Origin of the sequence: Amycolatopsis palatopharyngis (assembly GCF_003385185.1) — a bacterium.
Taxonomy (GTDB): domain Bacteria; phylum Actinomycetota; class Actinomycetes; order Mycobacteriales; family Pseudonocardiaceae; genus Amycolatopsis; species Amycolatopsis palatopharyngis.
Genome location: NZ_PQHZ01000030.1, coordinates 54,375 through 75,419, shown reverse-complemented (window position 1 = coordinate 75,419; position 21,045 = coordinate 54,375). Strand labels below are relative to the sequence as shown.

General features: G+C 67.2%; 19 protein-coding genes. 17 read left to right on the top strand and 2 right to left on the bottom strand.

Annotation, left to right across the window (positions count from 1 at the left end; genetic code table 11):
• The first annotated feature begins 6 nt into the window (after positions 1-6).
• From D0C15_RS21710 to D0C15_RS21700, 3 genes are read left to right on the top strand one after another with little or no spacing between them, the layout of a single operon-like run.
• Positions 7-891 carry an ABC transporter permease subunit gene (locus tag D0C15_RS21710; protein WP_116048575.1) on the top strand — a complete coding sequence of 295 codons (885 nt, stop codon included), beginning with the start codon at positions 7-9 and terminating at the stop codon, positions 889-891.
• Positions 888-2,495 (top strand): dipeptide ABC transporter ATP-binding protein, encoded by a 1,608-nt coding sequence (locus D0C15_RS21705; protein ID WP_116048540.1) that lies wholly within the window; start codon positions 888-890, stop codon positions 2,493-2,495. Before D0C15_RS21710 ends, D0C15_RS21705 begins: the two co-directional genes overlap by 4 nt.
• Positions 2,495-3,625, top strand: a complete 1,131-nt coding sequence (locus tag D0C15_RS21700; RefSeq protein ID WP_116048537.1) for a serine hydrolase domain-containing protein — start codon at positions 2,495-2,497, stop codon at positions 3,623-3,625. The genes D0C15_RS21705 and D0C15_RS21700 overlap by 1 nt, the downstream gene beginning before the upstream one ends.
• 177 nt (positions 3,626-3,802) lie before the next feature.
• Here D0C15_RS21700 and D0C15_RS21695 read toward each other — a convergent pair whose 3' ends face one another.
• Complete coding sequence (locus D0C15_RS21695; protein ID WP_211323289.1) at positions 3,803-5,683, bottom strand: ABC transporter ATP-binding protein; 1,881 nt, start codon at positions 5,681-5,683, stop codon at positions 3,803-3,805.
• 201 nt (positions 5,684-5,884) lie between these two features.
• Here D0C15_RS21695 and D0C15_RS21690 point away from each other — a divergent pair, with 201 nt between their 5' ends.
• The 14 genes from D0C15_RS21690 (at position 5,885) to D0C15_RS21625 (ending at position 20,015) form a co-directional block, all read left to right on the top strand.
• Positions 5,885-7,324, top strand: coding sequence for an aminotransferase class I/II-fold pyridoxal phosphate-dependent enzyme (locus D0C15_RS21690; protein ID WP_116048533.1), 1,440 nt, complete (start codon positions 5,885-5,887; stop codon positions 7,322-7,324).
• Positions 7,325-7,452: 128 nt separating this feature from the next.
• The gene (locus D0C15_RS21685; protein ID WP_162830191.1) at positions 7,453-7,908 is read left to right on the top strand and encodes a hypothetical protein; all 456 of its coding nucleotides are present in this window, start codon (positions 7,453-7,455) and stop codon (positions 7,906-7,908) included.
• A complete protein-coding gene (locus D0C15_RS21680) occupies positions 7,905-9,194 on the top strand; it encodes a M16 family metallopeptidase (protein ID WP_245976107.1) in 1,290 nt (429 codons plus the stop codon). The genes D0C15_RS21685 and D0C15_RS21680 overlap by 4 nt, the downstream gene beginning before the upstream one ends.
• The gene (locus tag D0C15_RS21675) at positions 9,191-10,534 is read left to right on the top strand and encodes a M16 family metallopeptidase (RefSeq protein ID WP_162830190.1); all 1,344 of its coding nucleotides are present in this window, start codon (positions 9,191-9,193) and stop codon (positions 10,532-10,534) included. Before D0C15_RS21680 ends, D0C15_RS21675 begins: the two co-directional genes overlap by 4 nt.
• Positions 10,535-10,601: 67 nt before the next feature.
• Positions 10,602-12,128, top strand: a complete 1,527-nt coding sequence (locus D0C15_RS21670) for an acyl-CoA dehydrogenase family protein (protein ID WP_116048527.1) — start codon at positions 10,602-10,604, stop codon at positions 12,126-12,128.
• The gene (locus D0C15_RS21665; RefSeq protein ID WP_162830189.1) at positions 12,121-13,230 is read left to right on the top strand and encodes an acyl-CoA dehydrogenase family protein; all 1,110 of its coding nucleotides are present in this window, start codon (positions 12,121-12,123) and stop codon (positions 13,228-13,230) included. Before D0C15_RS21670 ends, D0C15_RS21665 begins: the two co-directional genes overlap by 8 nt.
• 176 nt (positions 13,231-13,406) lie before the next feature.
• The gene (locus tag D0C15_RS21660; RefSeq protein WP_116048522.1) at positions 13,407-13,667 is read left to right on the top strand and encodes a hypothetical protein; all 261 of its coding nucleotides are present in this window, start codon (positions 13,407-13,409) and stop codon (positions 13,665-13,667) included.
• Between the two features lie 173 nt (positions 13,668-13,840).
• Positions 13,841-14,707, top strand: a complete 867-nt coding sequence (locus D0C15_RS21655; RefSeq protein ID WP_116048519.1) for a hypothetical protein — start codon at positions 13,841-13,843, stop codon at positions 14,705-14,707.
• On the top strand, positions 14,704-16,656 hold the full coding sequence (locus D0C15_RS21650; protein ID WP_245976105.1) for an ABC transporter ATP-binding protein: 1,953 nt from the start codon (positions 14,704-14,706) through the stop codon (positions 16,654-16,656). The genes D0C15_RS21655 and D0C15_RS21650 overlap by 4 nt, the downstream gene beginning before the upstream one ends.
• Positions 16,657-16,661: 5 nt before the next feature.
• Entirely contained in the window at positions 16,662-17,573 is a 912-nt protein-coding gene (locus D0C15_RS21645) for an alpha/beta hydrolase (RefSeq protein ID WP_116048516.1), read from the top strand.
• The gene (locus D0C15_RS21640; RefSeq protein ID WP_116048513.1) at positions 17,570-18,148 is read left to right on the top strand and encodes a DUF5819 family protein; all 579 of its coding nucleotides are present in this window, start codon (positions 17,570-17,572) and stop codon (positions 18,146-18,148) included. The genes D0C15_RS21645 and D0C15_RS21640 overlap by 4 nt, the downstream gene beginning before the upstream one ends.
• Positions 18,148-19,347 (top strand): NAD(P)/FAD-dependent oxidoreductase, encoded by a 1,200-nt coding sequence (locus D0C15_RS21635; RefSeq protein WP_116048510.1) that lies wholly within the window; start codon positions 18,148-18,150, stop codon positions 19,345-19,347. The genes D0C15_RS21640 and D0C15_RS21635 overlap by 1 nt, the downstream gene beginning before the upstream one ends.
• 95 nt (positions 19,348-19,442) lie before the next feature.
• On the top strand, positions 19,443-19,703 hold the full coding sequence (locus tag D0C15_RS21630) for a hypothetical protein (RefSeq protein ID WP_116048508.1): 261 nt from the start codon (positions 19,443-19,445) through the stop codon (positions 19,701-19,703).
• 141 nt (positions 19,704-19,844) lie between these two features.
• Complete coding sequence (locus D0C15_RS21625; protein WP_116048505.1) at positions 19,845-20,015, top strand: glycine zipper family protein; 171 nt, start codon at positions 19,845-19,847, stop codon at positions 20,013-20,015.
• A gap of 25 nt (positions 20,016-20,040) precedes the next feature.
• Here the strand turns inward: D0C15_RS21625 and D0C15_RS21620 are convergent, their stop codons facing one another.
• Positions 20,041-20,787 (bottom strand): response regulator transcription factor, encoded by a 747-nt coding sequence (locus D0C15_RS21620; protein WP_116048503.1) that lies wholly within the window; start codon positions 20,785-20,787, stop codon positions 20,041-20,043.
• Positions 20,788-21,045: the final 258 nt, after the last annotated feature.

The following is a 21,045-nucleotide window of genomic DNA, read 5'->3' as shown; positions in this document are numbered from 1 at the left end:
CGGATCATGCTCGAACACGCGGAGCGGGAGCAGACGCTGCCGGCCCGGCAGCTCGGCTTGTTCGCCAGGGCGTGGCGGCTGCGCAAGGCCAAGATCGGCGCGGCGCTGACAGCGCTCATCGTGGCGATCGCCATGCTCGGGCCCGTGCTCGGCCCGCTACTCACGGGTTACGAACCGACCGACTTCGCCGGGCGCCCGTTCACCGACGCGGGGGTTTTCGGCACCGACAGCATCGGCCGGGACGTGCTGGCCAGATTCCTGGACGGCGGAACGAGCCTGCTCGGCTATGCCCTGCTGGCAACCGCGCTCGGAGTGGTACTCGGCACCACGTTCGGCATGCTGGCCGGCTACAGCGGCGGTTGGCTGGACAGCGCGATCATGCGCGGGTCCGACGTGTTGCTCTCATTCCCGCAGCTGGTGTTCGCCCTGTTGGCCATCGCCATGCTCGGACCACAGGGGTGGCTGCTGGTCCTGGTCATCGGGATCACGCACGCACCGCGGATCGCCCGGGTCACGCGGCAGGCGACGGTCGCGGTCACCGGCAGTGACTACATCCGGGTCGCCGAGATGTACGCGGTGCCCCGGCGGCAGCTGCTGCTACGCGAGGTGCTGCCGAACATCACCGGGCCCCTCATGGTGGAGGTCGGGTTGCGGCTGACCTACTCGATCGGCTACATCGCCTCGCTGTCGTTCCTTGGGCTGGGTATCCAGCCGCCTTCGGCCGACTGGGGCTTGATGATCAACGAGAACCGCATCGCCCTGATCGTGCAGCCGTGGGGCGTAGTACTGCCGATGCTGGCGATCGCCGTGCTGGCGGTCGGCACGAACCTGCTCACGGACTCGCTCGCCTCCGCTGCGGCGGGCCGTGGCGAGACACAGGAGAAGGCATGACTTCGACGGCGTTGACGGTATCCGGACTCGAAGTGGCCACCCACTCCGGAGCACCGATCCTGCACGGGGTGTCCTACGAGATCGCGCCGGGCGAGGTGGTCGCGCTGGTCGGCGAGTCGGGTTCCGGTAAGACGACCGCTGGCCTGGCCGCGCTCGGACATTTCCGCGCAGGCCTGCATTCGACCGGTGGGACGGTAACCGTGCACCCCCGCGCGGGCGAGCCGGCCGAGATGCTCGCGCTCACCGAGCGGCAACGCCGTGCGCTTCGTGGCAGCACGGTGGCCTACATCCCGCAGGATCCGGCCCAGTCGCTGAACCCCGGGTTGCGGATCGGCACGCAAATCGCCGAAGTCCTCGAGATGCACGGCGACTACGCAACTGAGGACAAGCGGGCCGCCCGGGTGCGCGAGGTGCTCGACGAGGTCGGTCTTCCGTCCGCAGAGGAGTACCGGCGGCGCTACCCGCATCAGCTCTCCGGCGGGCAGCAGCAGCGGGTGGGCATCGCGATGGCCTTCGCTTGCCTGCCGAGTGTGGTGGTGCTGGACGAGCCGACCACCGGGTTGGACGTGACCACCCAGGCACTGATCCTCGACACCGTGCGCAGGCTGACCGCCGACCATGCCACGGCCGCGCTCTACATCACCCACGATCTCGCCGTGGTCGCGACGATCGCCGATCGGGTCGCGGTGATGCTGCGTGGTTGCGTGGTGGAGACCGGCGAGGTCGGCCAGGTGCTCGGCGAACCGCGACACGACTACACCCGCACCCTGATCGAGGCGGTCCCCGACCTCGCGGGCAAGCGCAGCAAGTTGACAGTGACCCGGCCTGCCGACAACGAGGCACAGGATCCGGGACCCGCCTTGCTCACCGTGCGAGACGTCGAGCTGTCCTATGCGGACAAGAACGTGCTCAACGGGGTAAGCGTTTCCGTGGCGGCGGGCGAGTCGCTCATGCTGCTGGGCGAGTCCGGTTCCGGCAAGACCACGTTGTCCCGCTGTGTGTGCGGGCTGGTTGAGCACTACTCCGGTTCCGTGCGCTTCGACGGCGAGGCGCTTTCCCCGTCCACTCGCCACCGCACGAACGAACAGCGGCGCGGCGTGCAGTACGTGTTCCAGAGCCCGTTCTCCTCACTGAACCCGCGCAAGACGATCGCCCAGTCGCTCGAGGTCCCGCTGGCACGACTGACCGGCCTCTCCCGTACGCAGCGGCGAGCACGCATCGCGGAGGTACTCGACGCGGTCCGGTTCAGCTCGGCCATCGCGAATCGGTTCCCGGAACAGCTCAGCGGTGGCGAGCGACAGCGGGCCGCTATCGCGCGGGCACTGGTCACCACCCCGAAGGTACTGGTGTGCGACGAGGTGACCTCGGCGCTGGACGTTTCAGTGCAGCGGACGATCACCGACCTCCTCGCCGAGCTAAGGACCGAACTCGGCATGGCGATGCTCTTCGTCACACACAACATCGCACTGGCCCGGCACGTCGCCGACCGTGTCGCGGTGCTACGCGGCGGGACGATCGTCGAGGAAGGCACCGTCGACGACGTGCTGGACCGCCCGCAGCATGACTACACCCGGGAACTACTCGCGAATACTCCGGAGCTGTGATGCCCCTCGCCGAAGGTACGGCCGCCCCTGGATTCGAGCCGGTACGCGAAGCCTTCGCCGGCGTGCTCGCGGAGTCGATCGGTGGCGCCTCGTTCAGCGTCGTGCGGGACGGCGAGCCGCTGGTCGATCTGTGGGGCGGGTACGCCGACCCGGAGGCGGGCGTGCCCTGGACATCCGACACGGTCGTCGTGCTGTTCTCCGGCACGAAGGGCCTCACCGCGACCGTGCTGGCCTCCCTCGCAGACCGGGGAATTCTCGAGCCGGAGCATCGCGTCGCCGAGTATTGGCCGGAGTTCGCGGCTGGGAACAAGCAGGACGTGCGAGTCCATCACCTGCTGTCGCACACGGTCGGCTTGCCTTACGTGGACCCGGCGCCGGATGGGCCGTACGGCACGCTCGACAACAGAGCGAACGCCGAGGCGCTCGCAGCCCAGACCCCACTGTGGACGCCGGGTACCCGCGTCGCGTATCACGCGATGACGTTCGGCTATCTGCTCACCGAGTTGGTGCGGCGCGCTACAGGAAAGGGCATCGGCCAGCTGCTCACCGAGCTCCTCACGCGGCCACACGGGCTCGATCTGCACCTGGGAACGTCGGACGGGACGGAATCGCGGGTGGCCAGACTCGTCCGGGAGCCCGGTTATCGGATCAGCACGTTCCTGCGGGACGACCCCGAGCGCCGCGCGATCGTAGACCGAATGTACGGCACCCTGCTGACGTCGACCGACCTGGTCAATGACGTGCGCTACCGCAAGGCGGAGCTGTCCGCGGGTGGCGCGGTCGGCAACGCGCGGTCCATGGCGCGCTGCTACGACCTGCTCGGCGGCGGTGAGCTCGTCGGTGCCGAAGCCCTCGCGGCCGCGACTCGCACCTGGTCACGGGAACAGGACGTGATCAACGACCGGCCCGTGCACTTCGGCCTCGGCTACGAGCTCGCCGACGCGATCGGCACCTACGGCCCCGCCGAGGTCGCGTTCGGCCACTCCGGCGCGGGCGGCGGCAGGCACGGATACTGGCCGGAGCACCGGCTGGGGTTTTCCTTCACCACCAACGAGATGCGGTCCGAGGACACGGACACCCGGGCGACGCGGCTGCTTGACGCCGTCGTCGACTCGCTACCTGCCACGTGAGCCGGGCGGAGTCGTTCGCCGCGGGGATCGAACCTTATCGATGACCTCTTCCATGGTCGTCGGCAACGCCGATCCCGCTGTTCGGTGCCGGTTTCCAGGTCAACCGGTTCACCCTCGCCGGCACCACCACCTTCGACAGCGGAGTCATGCTGCCGCACTACCTCCGCTAGCGTCTGGTCACCCGACGGCCGCCGCTGCGGCCGCGGGCTGGTCGAACTGGGTCCGGTACAGCTCCTGATACCGACCGTCCAGTTCGATCAGCTCGCTGTGGGTGCCACGTTCCACCACCTGACCTTCCTCGATGACGAGGATCAGGTCGGCCGCGCGGACCGTGGAGAGCCGGTGCGCGATCACCACCGCGGTCCGCCCCGCGAGCGCCTCGGTCAGTGCCTCCTGCACCGCGGCTTCCGATGAGGAGTCCAGGTGCGCCGTCGCCTCGTCCAGAATCACCACGCGCTGACCGGCCAGTAGCAGCCTGGCGATCGTCAGCCGCTGCCGCTCGCCCCCGGACAACCGGTAGCCGCGCTCGCCGACCACGGTGTCCAGACCGTCAGCGAGGGACTCGATGAGATCGGCCAGACGTGCCCTGCGCAGCGCGTCCCACACCTCGGTCTCCGAGGCGTCCGGCTTGGCCAGCACCAGGTTCGCCCTGATCGTGTCGTGGAAGAGATGACCGTCCTGCGTCACCATCCCGATGGTTTGCCGCAGCGAATCCGCCGAAGCGTCCCGGACGTCCACTCCGGACAAACGGATGGCACCGCTGTCGACGTCGTAGAGCCGGGGCAGCAGCTGCGCGATCGTCGACTTACCCGCTCCGGACGAGCCGACCAGTGCCACCACCTGTCCAGGCTCGGCACGGAAGGACACCTCGTGCAGGACCTCGACCCCACCGCGCTTGTCGAGCGTGGCGACCTCCTCGAGGGAAGCGAGCGAAACCTTTTCCGCCGAGGGGTAGCTGAACCGGACCCGATCGAACTCCACCGCGACCGGCCCCTCCGGCACTCGCTCGGCGTCGGGCTTCTCGGTGATCAGCGGCGGCAGATCCAGCACCTCGAACACTCGCTCGAAGCTCACCAGCGCGCTCATCACCTCGACCCGCGCGCTGGCGAGCGCGGTCAACGGCGAGTACAGCCGGGTGAGCAGCAGCGCCAGCGCCACGACCGCGCCCGAGTCCAGCTGGCCGCGCAGGGCATAGAACCCGCCGAGGCCGTAGACCAGCGCCAGCGCCAGGGCGGACACCAGCGTGAGCGCGGTGATGAAGACGTACTGCACCATCGCCGTGCGCACGCCGATATCGCGCACCCGCCGCGCCCGTGACGCGAACTCCGCCGACTCCTCCGCGGGCCTGCCGAAGAGCTTGACCAGTGTCGCGCCGGGTGCGGAGAACCGTTCGGTCATCTGCGTGCTCATCGCCGAGTTGTGGTCGGCCGCCTCCCGCTCGAGCCGCGCGAGGCGGTTTCCCATCCTGCGCGCCGGCAGTACGAACACTGGCAGCAACAGCAGGGCGAGCAGGGTGATCTGCCAGGAGATCCCGAGCATCACCACGAGGGTGAGCGCCAGGGTCACCAGGTTGCTGACGACCCCGGACAGCGTATTGCTGAACGCCCGCTGCGCACCGATCACGTCGTTGTTCAGCCGGCTTACCAGCGCGCCGGTCCTGGTGCGGGTGAAGAACGCTACCGGCATCCGCTGGACGTGGTCGAATACGGCCGTCCTGAGGTCGAGGATCAGCCCCTCACCGATACGCGAGGACAGCCATCTGGTCAGCAGCCCGAGCGCCGCGTCGAGGATCGCGATCCCCGCGATGAGTACGGCGAGGAAGATGAGGGTGCTGGTCGCGCCACCGTCGACGATCGTGTTGACCACGCGGCCCGCGAGGACGGGAGTGGCGACCGCGAGTGCGGCCCCGGCGACGCTGAGCACCAGGAACATCCCCAGCCTGCGCCGGTGGGGCGCGGCGAAGCGGCCGATCCTGCGGAACGTCGCCATCGAGAACGACCTGCGTTCCTCCTGCGCGTGCATCGTGCTGTACAGCGAGTGCCACGCGGTGACTTCCATGCTCATCAGGGCCCCCAGTGGTGGTGTCCGGCGGAGCCGGGCGGTGCGTCTGGCGGTCACGGTAACCGCGCCCACCGACAATCCCGGTGCCGACGAGGCTAAGACCTAAAGTAATGTCGAGGTCAAGGAGCTGGCGACCACGTGGTTACGCTCACCCCCATGTCGGGATCGGAAGAGGCAGACGGGCTCCGCGCGGGACATATGACTCCCGAGGAGTTCCGCGAACACGGCAAGCGGGTGGTCGACTGGATCGCCGACTATCTCGCCGATGTCGAGAACTATCCGGTGCGCTCCCGGGCGCGGCCTGGCGAGGTGCGCGCCGCGCTGCCCGCGCACCCGCCCGAACGGGGCACCGGATTCGACTCCGTGCTCGCCGATCTGGAGCGGGTCGTGCTCCCCGGCATCACGCACTGGCAGCATCCGGACTTCTTCGCGTACTTCCCGGCCAACGCCAGCGGACCGGCCATCCTCGGTGATCTGCTCTCGGCCGGTCTCGGCGTGCAGGGGATGGTGTGGGCGACGAGCCCGGCGTGCACCGAACTCGAGACCGTCGTCGTGGACTGGCTGGTGGAACTACTCGGCCTTCCTGCCCATTTCCGTACCGACTCCGGCAGCGGCGGCGGGGTCATCCAGGACTCCGCGTCGAGCGCCGTGCTGGTCGCGGTGATCGCCGCATTGCGCAGGTCCCAGCAGCGCCGGGGGGTGACCGCGGAACCGGTGCGGCGCACGATCTACGTCTCCGGCCAGACCCACTCTTCCGTGGAGCGGGCGGGCCGGATCAGCGGTGTCGGGGCGGACAACGTGCGGGTCGTCGACGTGGACCCGCGGACACTCGCGATGGATCCGTGGCACCTTGATCGGCTGATCACCGAGGACGTGGCGGCGGGAGCGGTGCCGGTGCTCGTTTGCGCGACCGTCGGGACCACCTCGACCACGGCGATCGATCCGGTACGCGCGATCGGCGAGATCTGCCGCGCACACGACATCTGGCTGCACGTCGACGCCGCATACGCAGGAGTGGCAGCGGTGTGTCCCGAGCTGCGCTGGATCAACGACGGCGTCGCAGAGTACGCCGACTCCTACGCCTGCAACGCCCACAAATGGCTGCTGACGAACTTCGACTGCGCACTCCTGTGGCTGGCGGATCGGCGGCCGCTGATCGCCGCACTGTCGAGCCTTCCCGAATACCTCCGTAACTCCGCGACCGAATCGGGCGAGGTGATCGACTACCGCGACTGGCAGATCCCGTTGGGGCGACGATTCCGGTCGCTCAAGCTGTGGTCGGTCATCCGGTGGTACGGCGCGGAGGGGTTGCGGGCCCATATCAGAACGGGGATCGCGCTCGCCGCCGAATTCGCCGAACTCGCCGGTGCCGATCCTGGGTTCGAGGTGCACGAGCCACATCATTTCGGACTGGTCTGCTTCCGGCCGCTGTGGACGGACGCCACCGGGGAGCGCGGTGATGAACTCACGATGCGGCTGATGGAGTCGCTCAACGACTCGGGGGACCTGTACCTGAGCCACACCAAGGTGCGAGACCGGGTCATGTTGCGGATGGCCATCGGCGCACCCGCGACCGGCAGCGGGCACGTGCGTGCGGCTTGGTCGCGTATCAAGGCCGCTCGCGAGCGACTCGGATAGCGAGCTTTGCGTAGAGGAGCCACCCGAGTGCCGGAATCTCCGCAAAACGGCTGATGCCGCCGGACGCGTCGGCTGGCTAGCGTCAATGCCGCATCGCGATCGATTGCCGGTAACGAAGGGCGCCGCAGGTGACGAGCTTTCGTGTCATTCAACGTTTTTTCCGCACCACGGTCACATTGGCCTGCGCTGTGGCGCTGGCAGTCGCACCGGCGCAGACCGCGAGTGCGCAGGACGCGGATGGTGCCGGCGTGCGGTGGTCGGCGACGCACGGCACCGCCGAAGCCTCGGGAACTCGCTGGGTCGAGGGAAGTTCCATTTTCGACCAGGAACTGATCGTGCGGGGCGAGTTGCGCGGCACGGGTAGCGGTTGCTACTCGGTCTGGGTCCGCTGGGTCTTCGATCTCGCTCCCGGCCCGGAACGCCGGCACGTCACAGTGTGTGGCGGCGAAAGCGCTCCGGTCGATGTGCGCGGTCCGTACACCACCCCGACCACCACCGCTTATCTGCGAATCTGTCGTGGACAGACGGAGAACCACGATTGCGGGGCGACGGAGAATCTGACCAGCTGGCCGATCGAAGGGTGACCTCGCCATCGCGGGAATACGTGGACACGCGGTTGTCCAACGGATTGCGCGTCGTCCTGGTGCCGGAACGGTCGGTACCAGCGGTGTGTGTCGCGGTGGCCTACGACATCGGCACCCGATCGGAACCGCGGCACTGGGCCGGGTTCGCCCATCTTTTCGAGCATTTGATGTTCCAGGGGTCGGCGAACGTGGACAAGCTGGCGCACGCGCGGCTGATCGAGGAAACGGGCGGCAGCTTCAATGCGTCGACCCGCGCCGACAGCACCGTGTACCACCAGACCCTGCCGAAGGGCGGGCTGGAGCGTGCCCTCTTCCTGGAGGCCGACCGAATGCGCGGACCGCGGATCACCGAGGAGAACCTGCGCAACCAGGTCGACGTCGTATCTGAGGAGATCCGGGTCAACGTGCTGAACGTGCCCTACGGCGGATTTCCCCGCGGGCATCTGCGCCCGGTGCTGTTCGACAGCTTTGCCAACGCCCACGACGGGTACGGTTCGTTCGCCGATCTCCGTGGTGCGACCGTGACCGACGCGGACGAGTTCTTCCGGCGCTATTACGGGCCCGCCAACGCGGTACTCGTCGTATCGGGAGATCTTGACGTCGGGCACACGCTGCGCCTTGTCGAACGACACTTCGCCGACATCGCCTACCGCGAGGCACCGAGGCGGCAGGACTTCGCCGAACCCGACCTGCCGGACGCCCGTCACCGCGAGCACCATGACCCACTCGCCCCGCTGCCTGCCTTCGCGTGCGGCTGGCGGGTCCCCGATCCATCGACCGACTTCGAGGACTTCCTGGCGTTCGTGGTTCTCGCCGATTTGCTGGGGGACGGCGAACAGTCCCGGCTGGCCCGCAGGCTGGTGCACGCAGACCGGTCCGCGGTCAGGGTCGGCGCAGCGGTGAACCTGGTCGACGACCCTTTCGTCGTGCGGAACCCGACGGCGTTGCGCGTCTGCGCGTACCTTCCGGAAGACAGCCGGGCCGGACCGGTGCTGGATGTCGTGGACGAGGAGTGCGCCCGCATCGCCGACGGCTGTCTCGAACGAGACGAGCTGTTCCGTGTGCAGACCCGGATGACCGCACGTATCGCCCGTAACCTCGACGACCTGCTGGCCGGTGCGGTGTGGACGGCGAAGTTCGCACAGCAGCGCGATCGGCCGGATTTCGGTCGCGCGTTGCCCGGGCTCGTCGCGGCGGTGCGGCCCGAGCAGGTGATCGCGGCGGCCGCGACGCTTACGCGGAACCGGCGTGCCACGGTCGAGATCGTCGCGGGATCACCAACGTGATCGCACGTCGTCCCATACCCGAGGTCGCACCCGGTGGGCGGCTCACCCTGCCCGAGTACGGCCAGGAGACGTTGCCGACCGGTTTGCGCCTGATCGCGGCGGAGCGGAGGACGACACTGTTCGAGGTCCGGTTGCGGGTGCCGTTCATCGGCGCCCCAGGAGCACAGGCGGTGATCCTCGCGGAAACCGTACTGGCCGGCACTACGTCGCGAGGACAGGGCGATCCGCACCGCGACCTGCACGAGATCGGCGGGCATCTGCAGGCATCCGTCGATGCCGACAACCTGATCGTACGGGGAAGCGCGCTCGCGGAACACGCCGAACGGCTGCTGGAGATCCTCGCCGACGCCCTAGCCTGCCCAGCCTTTCCGGCAGGTCCGGTGGACGTCGCCCGCGGCAGGATCGCCCGTGCCATGCGGGTGTCGAGTAACCAGCCGGGCCTCATCGTCCACGACGAGCTCAACCGCAGGCTCTACCCCGGCCACCCATACGGCGCGGCGATGCCGAAAGCAGCTCAGGTGCTCGCTGTCGATCGAGCCGACCTCGTCCACCTGCATCGGCAGCTGGTGTGCCCGTCCGGAGCGACACTGGTCATGATCGGCGGCGTCCCACCGGATACCGCCCTGCGGTCGGCGCGCGGGATCATGGCCCGGTGGGACCGCAAGTCCGCCGGCCTCGCGGTCCCACCCACACCGTCGTTCGTCGCTGGCGCCCTCGGGCTGGTGCACCGGCCGGGAGCAGTCCAGTCCTCGGTCCGTCTCGCCATGGCGGGCGTCGGCCTGCTGGATCCCCGCTTCGCCGCGCTGCAGCTCGCGAACCTCGTGCTGGGCGGGTACTTCTCTGCGCGCCTCGTGGACAATCTGCGCGAGCGCAACGGCTTCAGCTACACCCCTGGATCCACGCTGGTGCACCGGCGGTTGGTGACCACGGTGGTCGTCTCGTTCGACGTGTCCACCGCCGTCACGGCGGCGGCACTGGAGGAGACCTATCGTGAACTCGAGACCCTGGCCACAAAGCGGATCGACGGCTGGGAGCTGGAGCGAGCGCGACGTTACGTACTCGGCAGGCAACGACTCGCGATGACGTCCACGACGGCGACCGCGGACCTGCTGGCGGAATTGGCCGGTCACGGCGCCGATCTGGACTGGTTCGCCGAGCACGGCGATCAGCTCAACGATGCCGGGCCGGCCGAGGTGCACCAGGTCGCCGAGTACTTCCTCGCGCCGTCCAGGACCGCCGGTGTCGTACTCGGCGATGCGGAGAAAGTCCACAATGGCCGAATCGCCCTCGCGACATCCGGTGATGAACGGATGCGCAGGGTGCTGAAATCAGTCGATTGAAGGAGGCCTCCACTCGGGGCGGCACATAGCATCCAACAGCACCCAGCCCACCGGCCGCCGGAGCGCCATGAACCATCCGACCTCGCAGGCAGAACGAATGGCGGTGGCCGAATCCAGGGCGTGGACGGTGCTGGGTGCCCCGTTGTCCTGGCCGTGGATCGGCGACGGCAGGACGACGGTGAAGTTCCTCCGGCGAGACGGGGAGTGGACCCACTACCTGATGTCCCGAGCGGGCGCTTCCTGCGAGTTCTCGGTGCGAGTTCACCAACTCGGGGCCACGCTGCATATCGCCGAGCGGACCGCACCGGGCCTGTCTTGGGAGGTAGCGGGCGACAGTCAGTCCTGTGAGCTCACCTGGGAAGCAACGCACCCACTTCCCGAGCCGCTTGCCGCCCACTGGCAACAGGCATCCGGCTTCGGCAGCGCGGTCGAGGAATGGAGCCGTGCGGTGGACGCGGCCAGTGGTCACACCGAGCCGCTGGGAGCCGCCTCGGCGCTGATGCCTTTGCTGCACAAGCGTGCGCGCGACTGCGCAAGCGCGTTCACCCTTGATGCGGGCGTGGTCGCCGCGCTGCGGGAGTGTGGTCTGTTCCGGATCGGTGTTCCCCGAGCGTTGGGCGGGCTTGACCTGCACCCCGCAACGATCGTGAAGGTCATCGAGCAGCTGAGCCGGGCGGACGGCGCGACCGGTTGGTGCACGCTCATCGGCAATCAGTCGGCGTATGCCGGCTGGCTCCGGCCTTCGAGCCTGGGTGATCTCGTCGCTTCGGACGGACAGCTCGTTCTGGCCGGGTCCACCGCGGTCTCCGGCAGTGCCGAACGCGCCGGTCCCGGCACCTACCGCGTTGATGGTCGCTGGCGTTTCAACAGTGGTTGCCTGCACGCGGACTGGTTGATGGGCGGAGTCACAGTTCCGGATGACGATGGGAACCTGGCACCCATGCTTGCGTTCGTCCCCTGGACCGAGGCAACGGTGCTCGGCACCTGGGATGTCGCGGGCCTCGCGGGAACGGGCAGTCACGACCTGGTGCTGACCGATGTGACCGTTCCCGCGGAGAGGCTCGCTCCGCTGTTCTCCGGGCGGTCGAACTTCGCCGATCCGCTGCACCGGTTGAGCCCGTACAACATCCAGGGCGTGCTGCTGGCCGGGCATCCACTCGGTGTCGCTCGCCGCGCCCTCGACGAACTCACCGCTCTCGCGGCCGCGGGCGATGCCGCCCTACCGGTACGCGAGATCGAGATCGACCTGGCTCGGCTCGAGACGCGGCTCGACGCGATCCGTTGCCAGGTTCTGAACACTGTGGACGATTACTGGGAAGAGCTCGGGGACAAGGAATGCCTTACTGCTCGCTGCGAGGCGCGGCTCGCTCTGGTGCTCCGGCACCTGGTCGACACGGCGAAGAACATCGTCGAACGTGCGGTGAGACTGGCCGGTCCGGCTGTAACCGAGCCCGAACAGGACGTGCTTCGGCGTTGTCTGAGAGACATCTACGCGACCGGCCAGCACCTCGCGTTCAGTGACGACGTCTACGAGCGCAACGCCCGCAGATTCGTCGGTACGAACGCGGCAAGTGTGACCGAAGGAGGTGAGTGAATCGATGACCGTCGTCGCCGAAAGGGACGAGCGGGAGGGCGTGGCAGGCGATGTCGTCTCGGCGGCCCGAGCCGTTGCCCGCGATCTCGACAGCGGAACCGAACTCGTGCCAAGACTACGGGCGGCCGGCCTGCTCGGTATGTCCTCACCCGCCGGCCCGGCGGCCGATCCGGAAGCCGTGCTGCACGCGTGCGAGGCGCTCGCCGAGGCCAACGGATCCGCAGGCTGGCTGCTCGCCGCGGCGCAGTACTCGGGGGTGCTGCACTGGGCCGCGCCGGAGATCCGGAAAAAGATCCCATCGGATGCGTTCGTCACCGGAACCGCCGGTATCGCCGGAACACTGCGGCGGGAATCCTCCTGCTACCGGATCTCGGGCCACTGGCCCGCGGTTCCCGGAGCTGTGTCAGCCGACTGGTTCGCACTGTTCGTCCGATCACGAGAAGGCCCGGCAGTTGTGTTGCTACCGGCCGAAGAGGTGCGGACGTCGATCGATATCGAGCCACTCGGTTTCGATGCCGCTGAGTGCCGCGCGGTGCTGCTCGAAGGGGTACAGGTCGCCACGGCCAATGTGTTCGACCCGTTCGGTCCGTCCCGGGCGACCGGCTCGGCGACACTTCCGGTCGCGCTCGCGGCCCGGCAGGCCGCGGCGGCTGTGGCTCTCGGCCTCGCCCGTCGCGCACTGTACGAGTTCACCTCCACTGCGCGGCACCGCTCCAGATTGGGTTCGGTCGAACGGATGGCGGAGCAACCGCTGCTGCAACAAGAGCTCAACCGCACCGTGTCCGCCTTTCGGGCGGCACGGGAGCTGTTGCTGGCAGAGACACGGCGACTGCCAAGGCTGCCTGCCGCGCTGCCCACGATCTCGCGCGGCAGTCGCGTGATGCTGGCAGCCGCGCAGTTCCACGCGCAGGACAGCGCGCTGGCGGCCGTACGGTTCGCGTTCGCCAAAGCGGGCGGCACCGCGCTCTACACCGGCCATCCACTGGAGAGTCGCTGGCGCGACAGCGAGGCGCTGGCGCAGCAGCAGTTGTTCGGCGAGGCGAGTGAACGCGATATGGCGCGAGCGCAGTTCGGCAGCTATGTCTCACCCATGGTGCTCTGAGCTGTGCCGGACCCCCATCCAGTGTCCGGCGAAAGTCCAAACAAGACAGAAGAGGCATGAAGAATCAGGATGATGAGTCGATTTACCTCGCCATATCGTTAGTCTGGTGGATGAGCGCGCCCGCGTTCCGGCCTAGCTTTGGTCGGGCAAGGCAACCTCAGTATTAGGAGAAAACAATGAGCAATGTCGAGGCGTTCGCCAACCAGAACGTGGACGGTGTGCTGAACCCGCTGCAGGTCACCTCCGCCGTGGGTCCCGTCCTCGCCACGCCCGCCTACGCGGGCTACGCGGCGGGGGCCGGTGTCGTCTTCACCCTGGGGCTGATTTCCGACGCGGTGGAGGACCACCACGCCGACGAGGTGTCGCCCACCGGTCCGGTGCCCAGCTACGGCTCCGTGGACGAGCTGCTTGGGATGCGCGTCGCCAGCATCAGCTGATTGGTGAAACCCGTGGCGTCACGGAGAAATTCCGTGGCGCCACGGTTTCCCGAAACGCTCCCCAGTGCTCGGCGAAGTACTTGCGCGCCCGGGCGACTGGCAGCTTCGACACATCAATTCGGCCAGACACAGTTGCGTTCCCAGACGCCTTGTGAGACAGGAAATGGTGTCGCGTGTCCATTACTGAATTCCTGGAGAAGCGGTTCGCCTCGCCCGTGGATCGTGCTGAGCAGGACCGGGCACTGACCAGGGTGGAGCAACTGACCGGGCTGGGTGCGGCGGTGTCCTCACTGGAGTATCTGGCGTCATCCCGTGACTTCGACCGGGGCGAACTGCTCAGCTGGGACACGGCAAGGACCCGGTACCGCTGGATGACGGGAAAGCCGGAGAAGGCGCTGGGAGCGATCTTCGACAAGCCGGGAATTCAGGCCTTGTTCGGTATGCGCGTTCTCGCGGCCGGGACACTGATCAACCCGAACGCCAGTGCGCGGAGTAAGACGGCCGCCGTGACCTACCTCGCCGGGACCAACTTCGCTGTGCACGCGAGGAGTCCTTATGGCTCCGATGGTTCCGAGACCGTGCTGACGATTTCGCTGACCACCCTCGCGCTCGGCCGGATGTTCGGTTCGGACCCGCAGGCGAAGCAGGCATGCCTGTGGTTCATCGCGGCACAGTCGTGCCTCTCCTACGGAATCGCCGGTGCAGCCAAACTCATCTCACCGGTCTGGCGGGATGGCACCGCGGTGCGGGACATCTTCCGCACGAGAATGTTTGGCCACAAGCGAGTCTTCTCCTTCCTCCGGGACCGGCCGAAACTCGCCCGCGTGCTCGGGCAGGTCACCATCACGGGCGAGCTGCTCTTTCCACTGGTACTGGTGGCGCCGCGACCGGTCGCCCGCGCACTGCTCGGGGTCGGTGCCGGATTCCACGTCAGCAATGCGGCCGTCATGGGGCTCAACCGGTTCGTCTGGGCGTTTCTCGGCACCTACCCGGCCGTTATGTACTGCTCTCGCTCATTGGGTCGCGGGGAGGAACAGTGACCGTGCCCATCGCGCGGTCCTCCACGGCCGGTGAAAGCCGCGAAGCAGTTGCCCCCGCGGCATGGCCACGGAAGCTCGATGCCCAGGGGAACCCGGACTGGGTCGGCGCCATCGCGCGACGACATCTGGGAAAGATCGCCGGTGGGGTGTCGCTGGGCATGGTCGCCGCGGCAGCCGGCCTTGCTCAGCCCGCACTGATCGGGCAGCTGATCTCGGCCGTCGGTTCCGATGCCGATCTCATTCTGCCGATCATCCTCGTCCTGGTGTTGTTCGGCACCGAGGCGGTGTTCACCGCGGTGCAGGCCTACGCGATGGGCCGGACCGGTGAGCGCATCGTCTACGAGACCCGGACCGCACTGATCGACCGCGTACTCTTCGCCGACTTCAACAGGTTCAGCAAACTCCGGCTCGGGGACGTCTCCTCGCGGATCGTCGCCGATACATCGATGTTGAAGGTGGCTTTGTCGCAGAGTGTGGCGACAATTCTGGTGGACTCCGCGATGCTCATCGGCGGTGTCGTACTCATGTTCCTGATAGACCCGTTGCTGCTGGGGGTGACCGCTGTCTGCATGGTCGTCTCGAGCGTGGTCTCGTTACTGCTGGCCCGCAGACTGCGAATCGCGGCACAGCGGGTTCGCGGGATCATGGGTGACTTCGGAGCGGACCTGCATCGCGCGATCGGTGCGCTCGCCACGGTGAAGGCCTGCAGGGCCGAAGCACTCGAGAGCAACCGGATCGGCGGGCTGGCGCTCGCGGCCCGCCGGTCCGGAATCAGGGTCAGCGCACTGAGTTCCCTGCTCTCACCCGCGATGAGCATCGGACTGCAGGCTTCGCTCGCGGCGGTGATCGTCACCGGGATGGGCAGGGTGGCAACCGGTTCGATGAACCCGGCTGATCTCACGGCGTTCATCATGTACCTGTTCTACCTGGTGTCGCCGCTGGTGACGCTGTTCATGGGCATCGGCCAGTTCCAGCAGGGCCGGGGAGCTGTCGGGCGGATCAATGAACTTGCCTCGCTCGAGCAGGAGGAGCAGGTACGCGCGGGTGCGCCGGCATCGGCTGCGGTGGCGGCAGTGGCGGGCACCGAGCGGGTGCCCGAGCCCGCGGCGCTGCCGGCGATGCCCGCCGGAGCCCCAGGAGTGGAGTTCCAGCGTGTCCGATTCTGCTACGAGAACGAGCCCGCGTTGCGGGATGTGTCGTTCTCCGTACCGGCCCGTGGACTGACCGCTGTCGTCGGCCCGTCCGGGGCAGGCAAGACCACCCTGTTCCAGTTGCTGATGCGGTTCTATCCGTTGCAGGGCGGCCGGATTCTGCTCGGCGGGGAGAACATCGAGGCCATTCCGGTGCACGCGTTACGCGGACTGGTCGGCTACGTGCAGCAGGAGAGCATCACCTTGCGCGGCTCGATCGGGGAGAATCTCGTGTACGGGGAGGAACACGCCACCCCGGCCGAGATCGATCGCGCTCTTCACCTGAGTGGACTGGAAGATTTCGTGAGCAGGTTGCCGCGCGGGCTTGCCACGAGGATCGGTGACAGTGGAGTCGGGCTTTCCGGCGGGCAGCGTCAGCGACTTTCCATCGCCAGGATGCTGATCCGCCAGCCGTCCGTGCTGCTGCTCGACGAGGCGACCTCGAATCTCGACTCGGACTCGGAACTGGCACTGCGGCAAAGTATCCGAAACATCGCGGGGGAGTGCTGCGTAATCAGCGTGGCACACCGGATGTCGACGGTCGTCGACGCGGACAAGATCGTCGTGCTCGAGGACGGCGGGGTATTGGAGACCGGCACCCACCGGCAGTTGCTGCGGACCAGCCCCACGTATCAGCGGCTGACGTCCATCCAGTTCCAGGCACAGTCCGAACCGCACGCTCCAGCTGCCTGGGCTCGGGGCGACATCGGTTCACCGTCGCCGTCCGGCTCCGTCCCGGCGGTACAGGGGGGTAACTGACGATCATGAACACTGTCGCGCCGAACGAACCCGCGGGACGGCTAGTCGACATCGGAACCTGCAGGCTGCACGTGCGCGTGTGTGGTACTCGCACGGGAGCGCCCACGGTCGTACTGGAGAGCGGCCTGGCGTCACCGCTGCAGACCTGGGAGTGGGTGCAACGGGCGCTGTCGGATGTGACCAGGACCGTCGCCTACGAGCGTGCGGGGTGTGGATGGAGCAAGCCGGGGCCGGGACCACGTTCCGTACCACGCCTCGCCGGAGAACTTCGCGAACTGCTCGCCGCGCTCGACATCGACGGACCGGTCGTCCTCGTCGGACACTCCTTCGGCGGCCTGATCGCGAGGTGTTACGCGGAAAGGTGGCCGGAGTGCATAGCCGGAGTGGTGTTCGTCGACGCGTTGCACCCCGAGGAGCTACGACGTTCGGCGACACAGCGGCGCGGGATGGCCTGGCTGGAACAGTCACTGAAACTCTCCGCCGTTCGCGCGCTGGTCGGCCTCGGCCGTAAGCAGGCTCGGGAACAGTTCACGGATCTTCCGTTCGACGCCGCCGAGCAGGCACGCGCACGGCTGCACGTGAGCGCCACCTGGCGGGCCGCCGCGGCGGAACTGGTCTCGTGGAAGAACACCGATCCCCGCACCCTGCTGGGACGCGGTTTCGGCGACACCACCCCGATCGGTGTGGTGATCTCCGGTGAGTCGCTGCGCAACGACGTCGCGCACCGCAAGCTTCAGGACGACCTGCTCACGCTGTCGAACGGCGCGTTCGCGGTGCTCGCACAGGAAGCGAGCCACTTCGGACTCGTACTGCAACGCCGGTGGGCCGAGGTGGTGGCCGACACCGTCCGGAAGGTCATCGATGGCACGACCGTCGGTCTCATCGCCGATGGCAGTGCGACGAAGGAGGCACCATGACGGTCAAGGCGGCGCGCGGTGCGCTCTACGGTCTGTTCGCGACCTGGTTCGGGCTCACCGTCGCGGGCCAGAAGCTGTACCGGGACCAGAGCAGGCGCAGCCGGTGGGACAAGCTGTACCTCATCGTTCCGGACTGGCGGTTCTTCGCGCCGAATCCCGGAATCCATGATCACCATCTGTTGCTACGCGACCAGTTGGCCGATGGCCGTCTCACCGGCTGGAGCGAGATCAGCTCGCTCGAGGAACGGACATTGCTGCATTCGGTGTGGCATCCGCACCGGCGCGCGGAGAAGACCGTATTCGACACCTCCGCCGAACTTCTGCGGTTCATCGGCCAGCACGGCCAGCTCGACGGCAACGCCGATCCCACAGTCCAGCTTTCCGTGCCGTACCTGACCTTGCTCGCCCACGTGACGTCACGCGAACACCACCCCGACGCCGTCCGGACGCAGTTTCTGATCGCGGTGTCCGGTGGATACGAGGAGGAGGACGAGCCGACCATGGTTTTCCTGTCCGAGTTCCATGCACTGGGTGGCAGGCCCGCACAGGCGCGAGTCACGGTGACGCAGTCCTGATGCGTGGTCAGCGGCGAGCGGACGAGCCTGATGTGGCGGTGGTCGGCTGCGGGATCGCGGGCGCTGCCACGGCCGCGCTGATCGCCCTGCGGGGGCGGGCAGTCACACTGTTCGATCGTGCCGCAGAGCCGGGGCCCGACAGCGCGGAGGCGTTACCTCCTGGTGTCCATCCTGTACTCGCCGAACTAGGCTTACGCGAACGGCTCCTCGCAGCTCCTCGTAGCACTCGATCGCACGTGTCCGAACTGGACTGGGGCAACGGCGCGGCGCCCTGGCGCAGTTCACTGGCGGACGCGGGGGCCTACGGGTACGGGTTTCATGTCAGCTACCAGGAGCTGACGGAGCTGCTCATCCGCCGCGCGAGTGAACTCGGCGCCACCGTACGACGGGGATGTGTGGTTCTCGGCCCGGTTCTGGTGGACGACACCGTCCTCGGTGTGCGAATCCGGGCAGCCGACGGAGTCGACCGCGTTCACGAAGCCGCGGTCGTCGTCGATGCCAGTGGGCCGAGCCGCGTCGTCGCGGGCGCGGTTTCGCCGTCGCCAAGGCGCAACGGGCCGCGGTACACGATCGAACGCGATCTCCGGGTAGCAAGCATGCTGCCGCGGCGTCCGGAGCCACATACGTTCGTGACCGGAAGAGCGGCAGGTACCACCGGCTGGACCTGGCTGATACCACTTGGTGACGGCACCACCGAGCGGGCAACGCTCCGGCTCGCACGCACAGGGGCGGACACCCGTGGTCGGCAGGTGTGGTCCGGCTACCGGTCATCGGTGTTGGCCGGGTACGGCTGGTTGAGCGTCGGGGACGCCGCGGGTGTGGTGGATCCGCTGTTCCTCGCACCGGCGGCGCTCGCGCTACTGGCCGCGCAGCCGGCCGCGGGTGCGATCGAATCCCTGCTCGACGGCTCGACGCGGGTACCGCGGCACTATTCGGACGTCTACGGCGATGTGCTGGACAGGGTGGGCGAGTTCGCGGACTTCTGTCTCGATCCGCGACGGCGGTACGAGAACGAGGACACTCTCACGCGAAACCTGACCGGCCTGCTCGGATCCCGTGAGTCAGGTGCGACCCTCGCACGAGTGCGCGGTGCTCTCGACGGTTCCCATCCGTTGTTCGATGTGGACTGTCCCGAGGGGCCCCTCGTCGCATCGCTCGCCATGCCCGCACCAGAGCGGCCTTCCGCGCATGGTGCGTGAACTCGAGAATCGTTCACATGATGGATGCGATGTGTCGCAGCATAAGTAGCATTTTCATGCGGTCAATGAATATTGATCGGAATGGAGGTAGCAGAATGAACGGTATCGAGCGAGCTGCCCAGGCGGCGGTTCCGGAGAACGGTGGCGCGTTGCGTCCGCTGGAGCGGGCCAACGGTACGGCTCCGGTACTCGGCACGCCTGCGCTCGTGACGGCGGCTGGGGTGCTCTACGTTGCCGGAAACATGGTGACTGACCTCGTTGGTCAGGAAACCGCGGCGAACAGCAAGATGCGCGGGCTTTCCGGAAAGTCCGGTGCGGAACTGCTGAGTATCCGCACAGCTGGTCTGCGCGAGTGATTTTCGGGTAGGCGAAATGTCATGAAGGCGAAGCTCGCCAGGGCCTTGCTCCTGGCGAGCTTCGCCGGTTTGAGATAGCAGCGGTTTCGTGTCATCATCGAAGAGTGGCAACTCAATGATGCCAGCCGAAAAGGGGACGACATGAATTCGAAAGAAACTGGGGCCCGAAAGCATACGGTCGAGTATCTGACCAGTATCGGAGCGCTCGTCGGCTTCGTCACCGGCATGCTCTTCGATCAGATACTTGTCGGCCTCGTGGTCGGTATGGCGCTGGGGGCGTTGATCGGTTTCATCATGCAGAAGCGCGGCTGACGAGCGAGCCAGCTTCGCCTTTTTATCAGGCGCGCATGTATTTTCCGTTGATGGGCACGGCCGGGCTCGCCGGACGCGTGCGGTCCGGCGAGCCCGGCTGAGTGTTTCCCCTGGAGGACATCAGTCCGTACCGATAGGCAAACGCTGCCGCTTCCGTCCGGTTCGACGCGTCGAGTTTGCGCAGGATGGCCAGCACGTGGGAGCCGACCGTGGCCCGGCTGATGAAGAGCCGGTGAGCTATCTCGGAGTTGGATCCGCCCTCCGCCAGGCAGATCAGGACGTCGTGCTCTCGCCTGGTCAGAGCGTCGATTCGCGACGACGGTGGCGATGTGATCAGCTCGACCAGTTGGTGCCGGTACCGGCTCAACAGTCGTGGTGAGACGAAGAGCGCCCTCGCTGCCGCCGCGTGAATCGCCGATGCCGCCTGCCACGGTGAGTCGTCGGCCAGCACGATCGCCGAAACGCGATGCTCCAGCGCGCTGACCATATCGGCCTCGTCCGCACATACGACCACGATCGGCTGGGGCAGCAACTTGGGGATCGAATCCCCGCAAAGTCGATGCAGCGACTCCGCTCGCAACGTGGTGGGGTCGGGTAACACCCATACGTCGGTACCTGTGTCCCCGCCGTGCTCGATGGCCTGTTCGAAGGTTGCACAGACCTTGCTGACGACAATGCCGAGCTTGGCGAGGTCCACGGCCTGCAGCGAGGAGAAGAACTGTCGAAAAATTGGTCCGGCGGGTCTTTCGGTGATCAATCCCAGCGTGACCATGGCGCATCTCAGCTTTCCATCGGAAGTTATGGACTTACCCGCGGACAGGAATCTCCAGATCCCACCGAGGATTTGCGTCTCAGTGCCAGGTGTAGCACGGAGAAGCGAATTCCGCAGCCGCGCTCCGGTATTCGCCGACTTCTGTCGCGGTCCAACAGGCTCAGGCCAGTCCGACCTCAGCTATCTGAATGACCCGTTCGGTGCCAATGCCGTTGATTGGCGGACGAACAGTAGCGATGTCGGCGGTAGGTTCTTGAC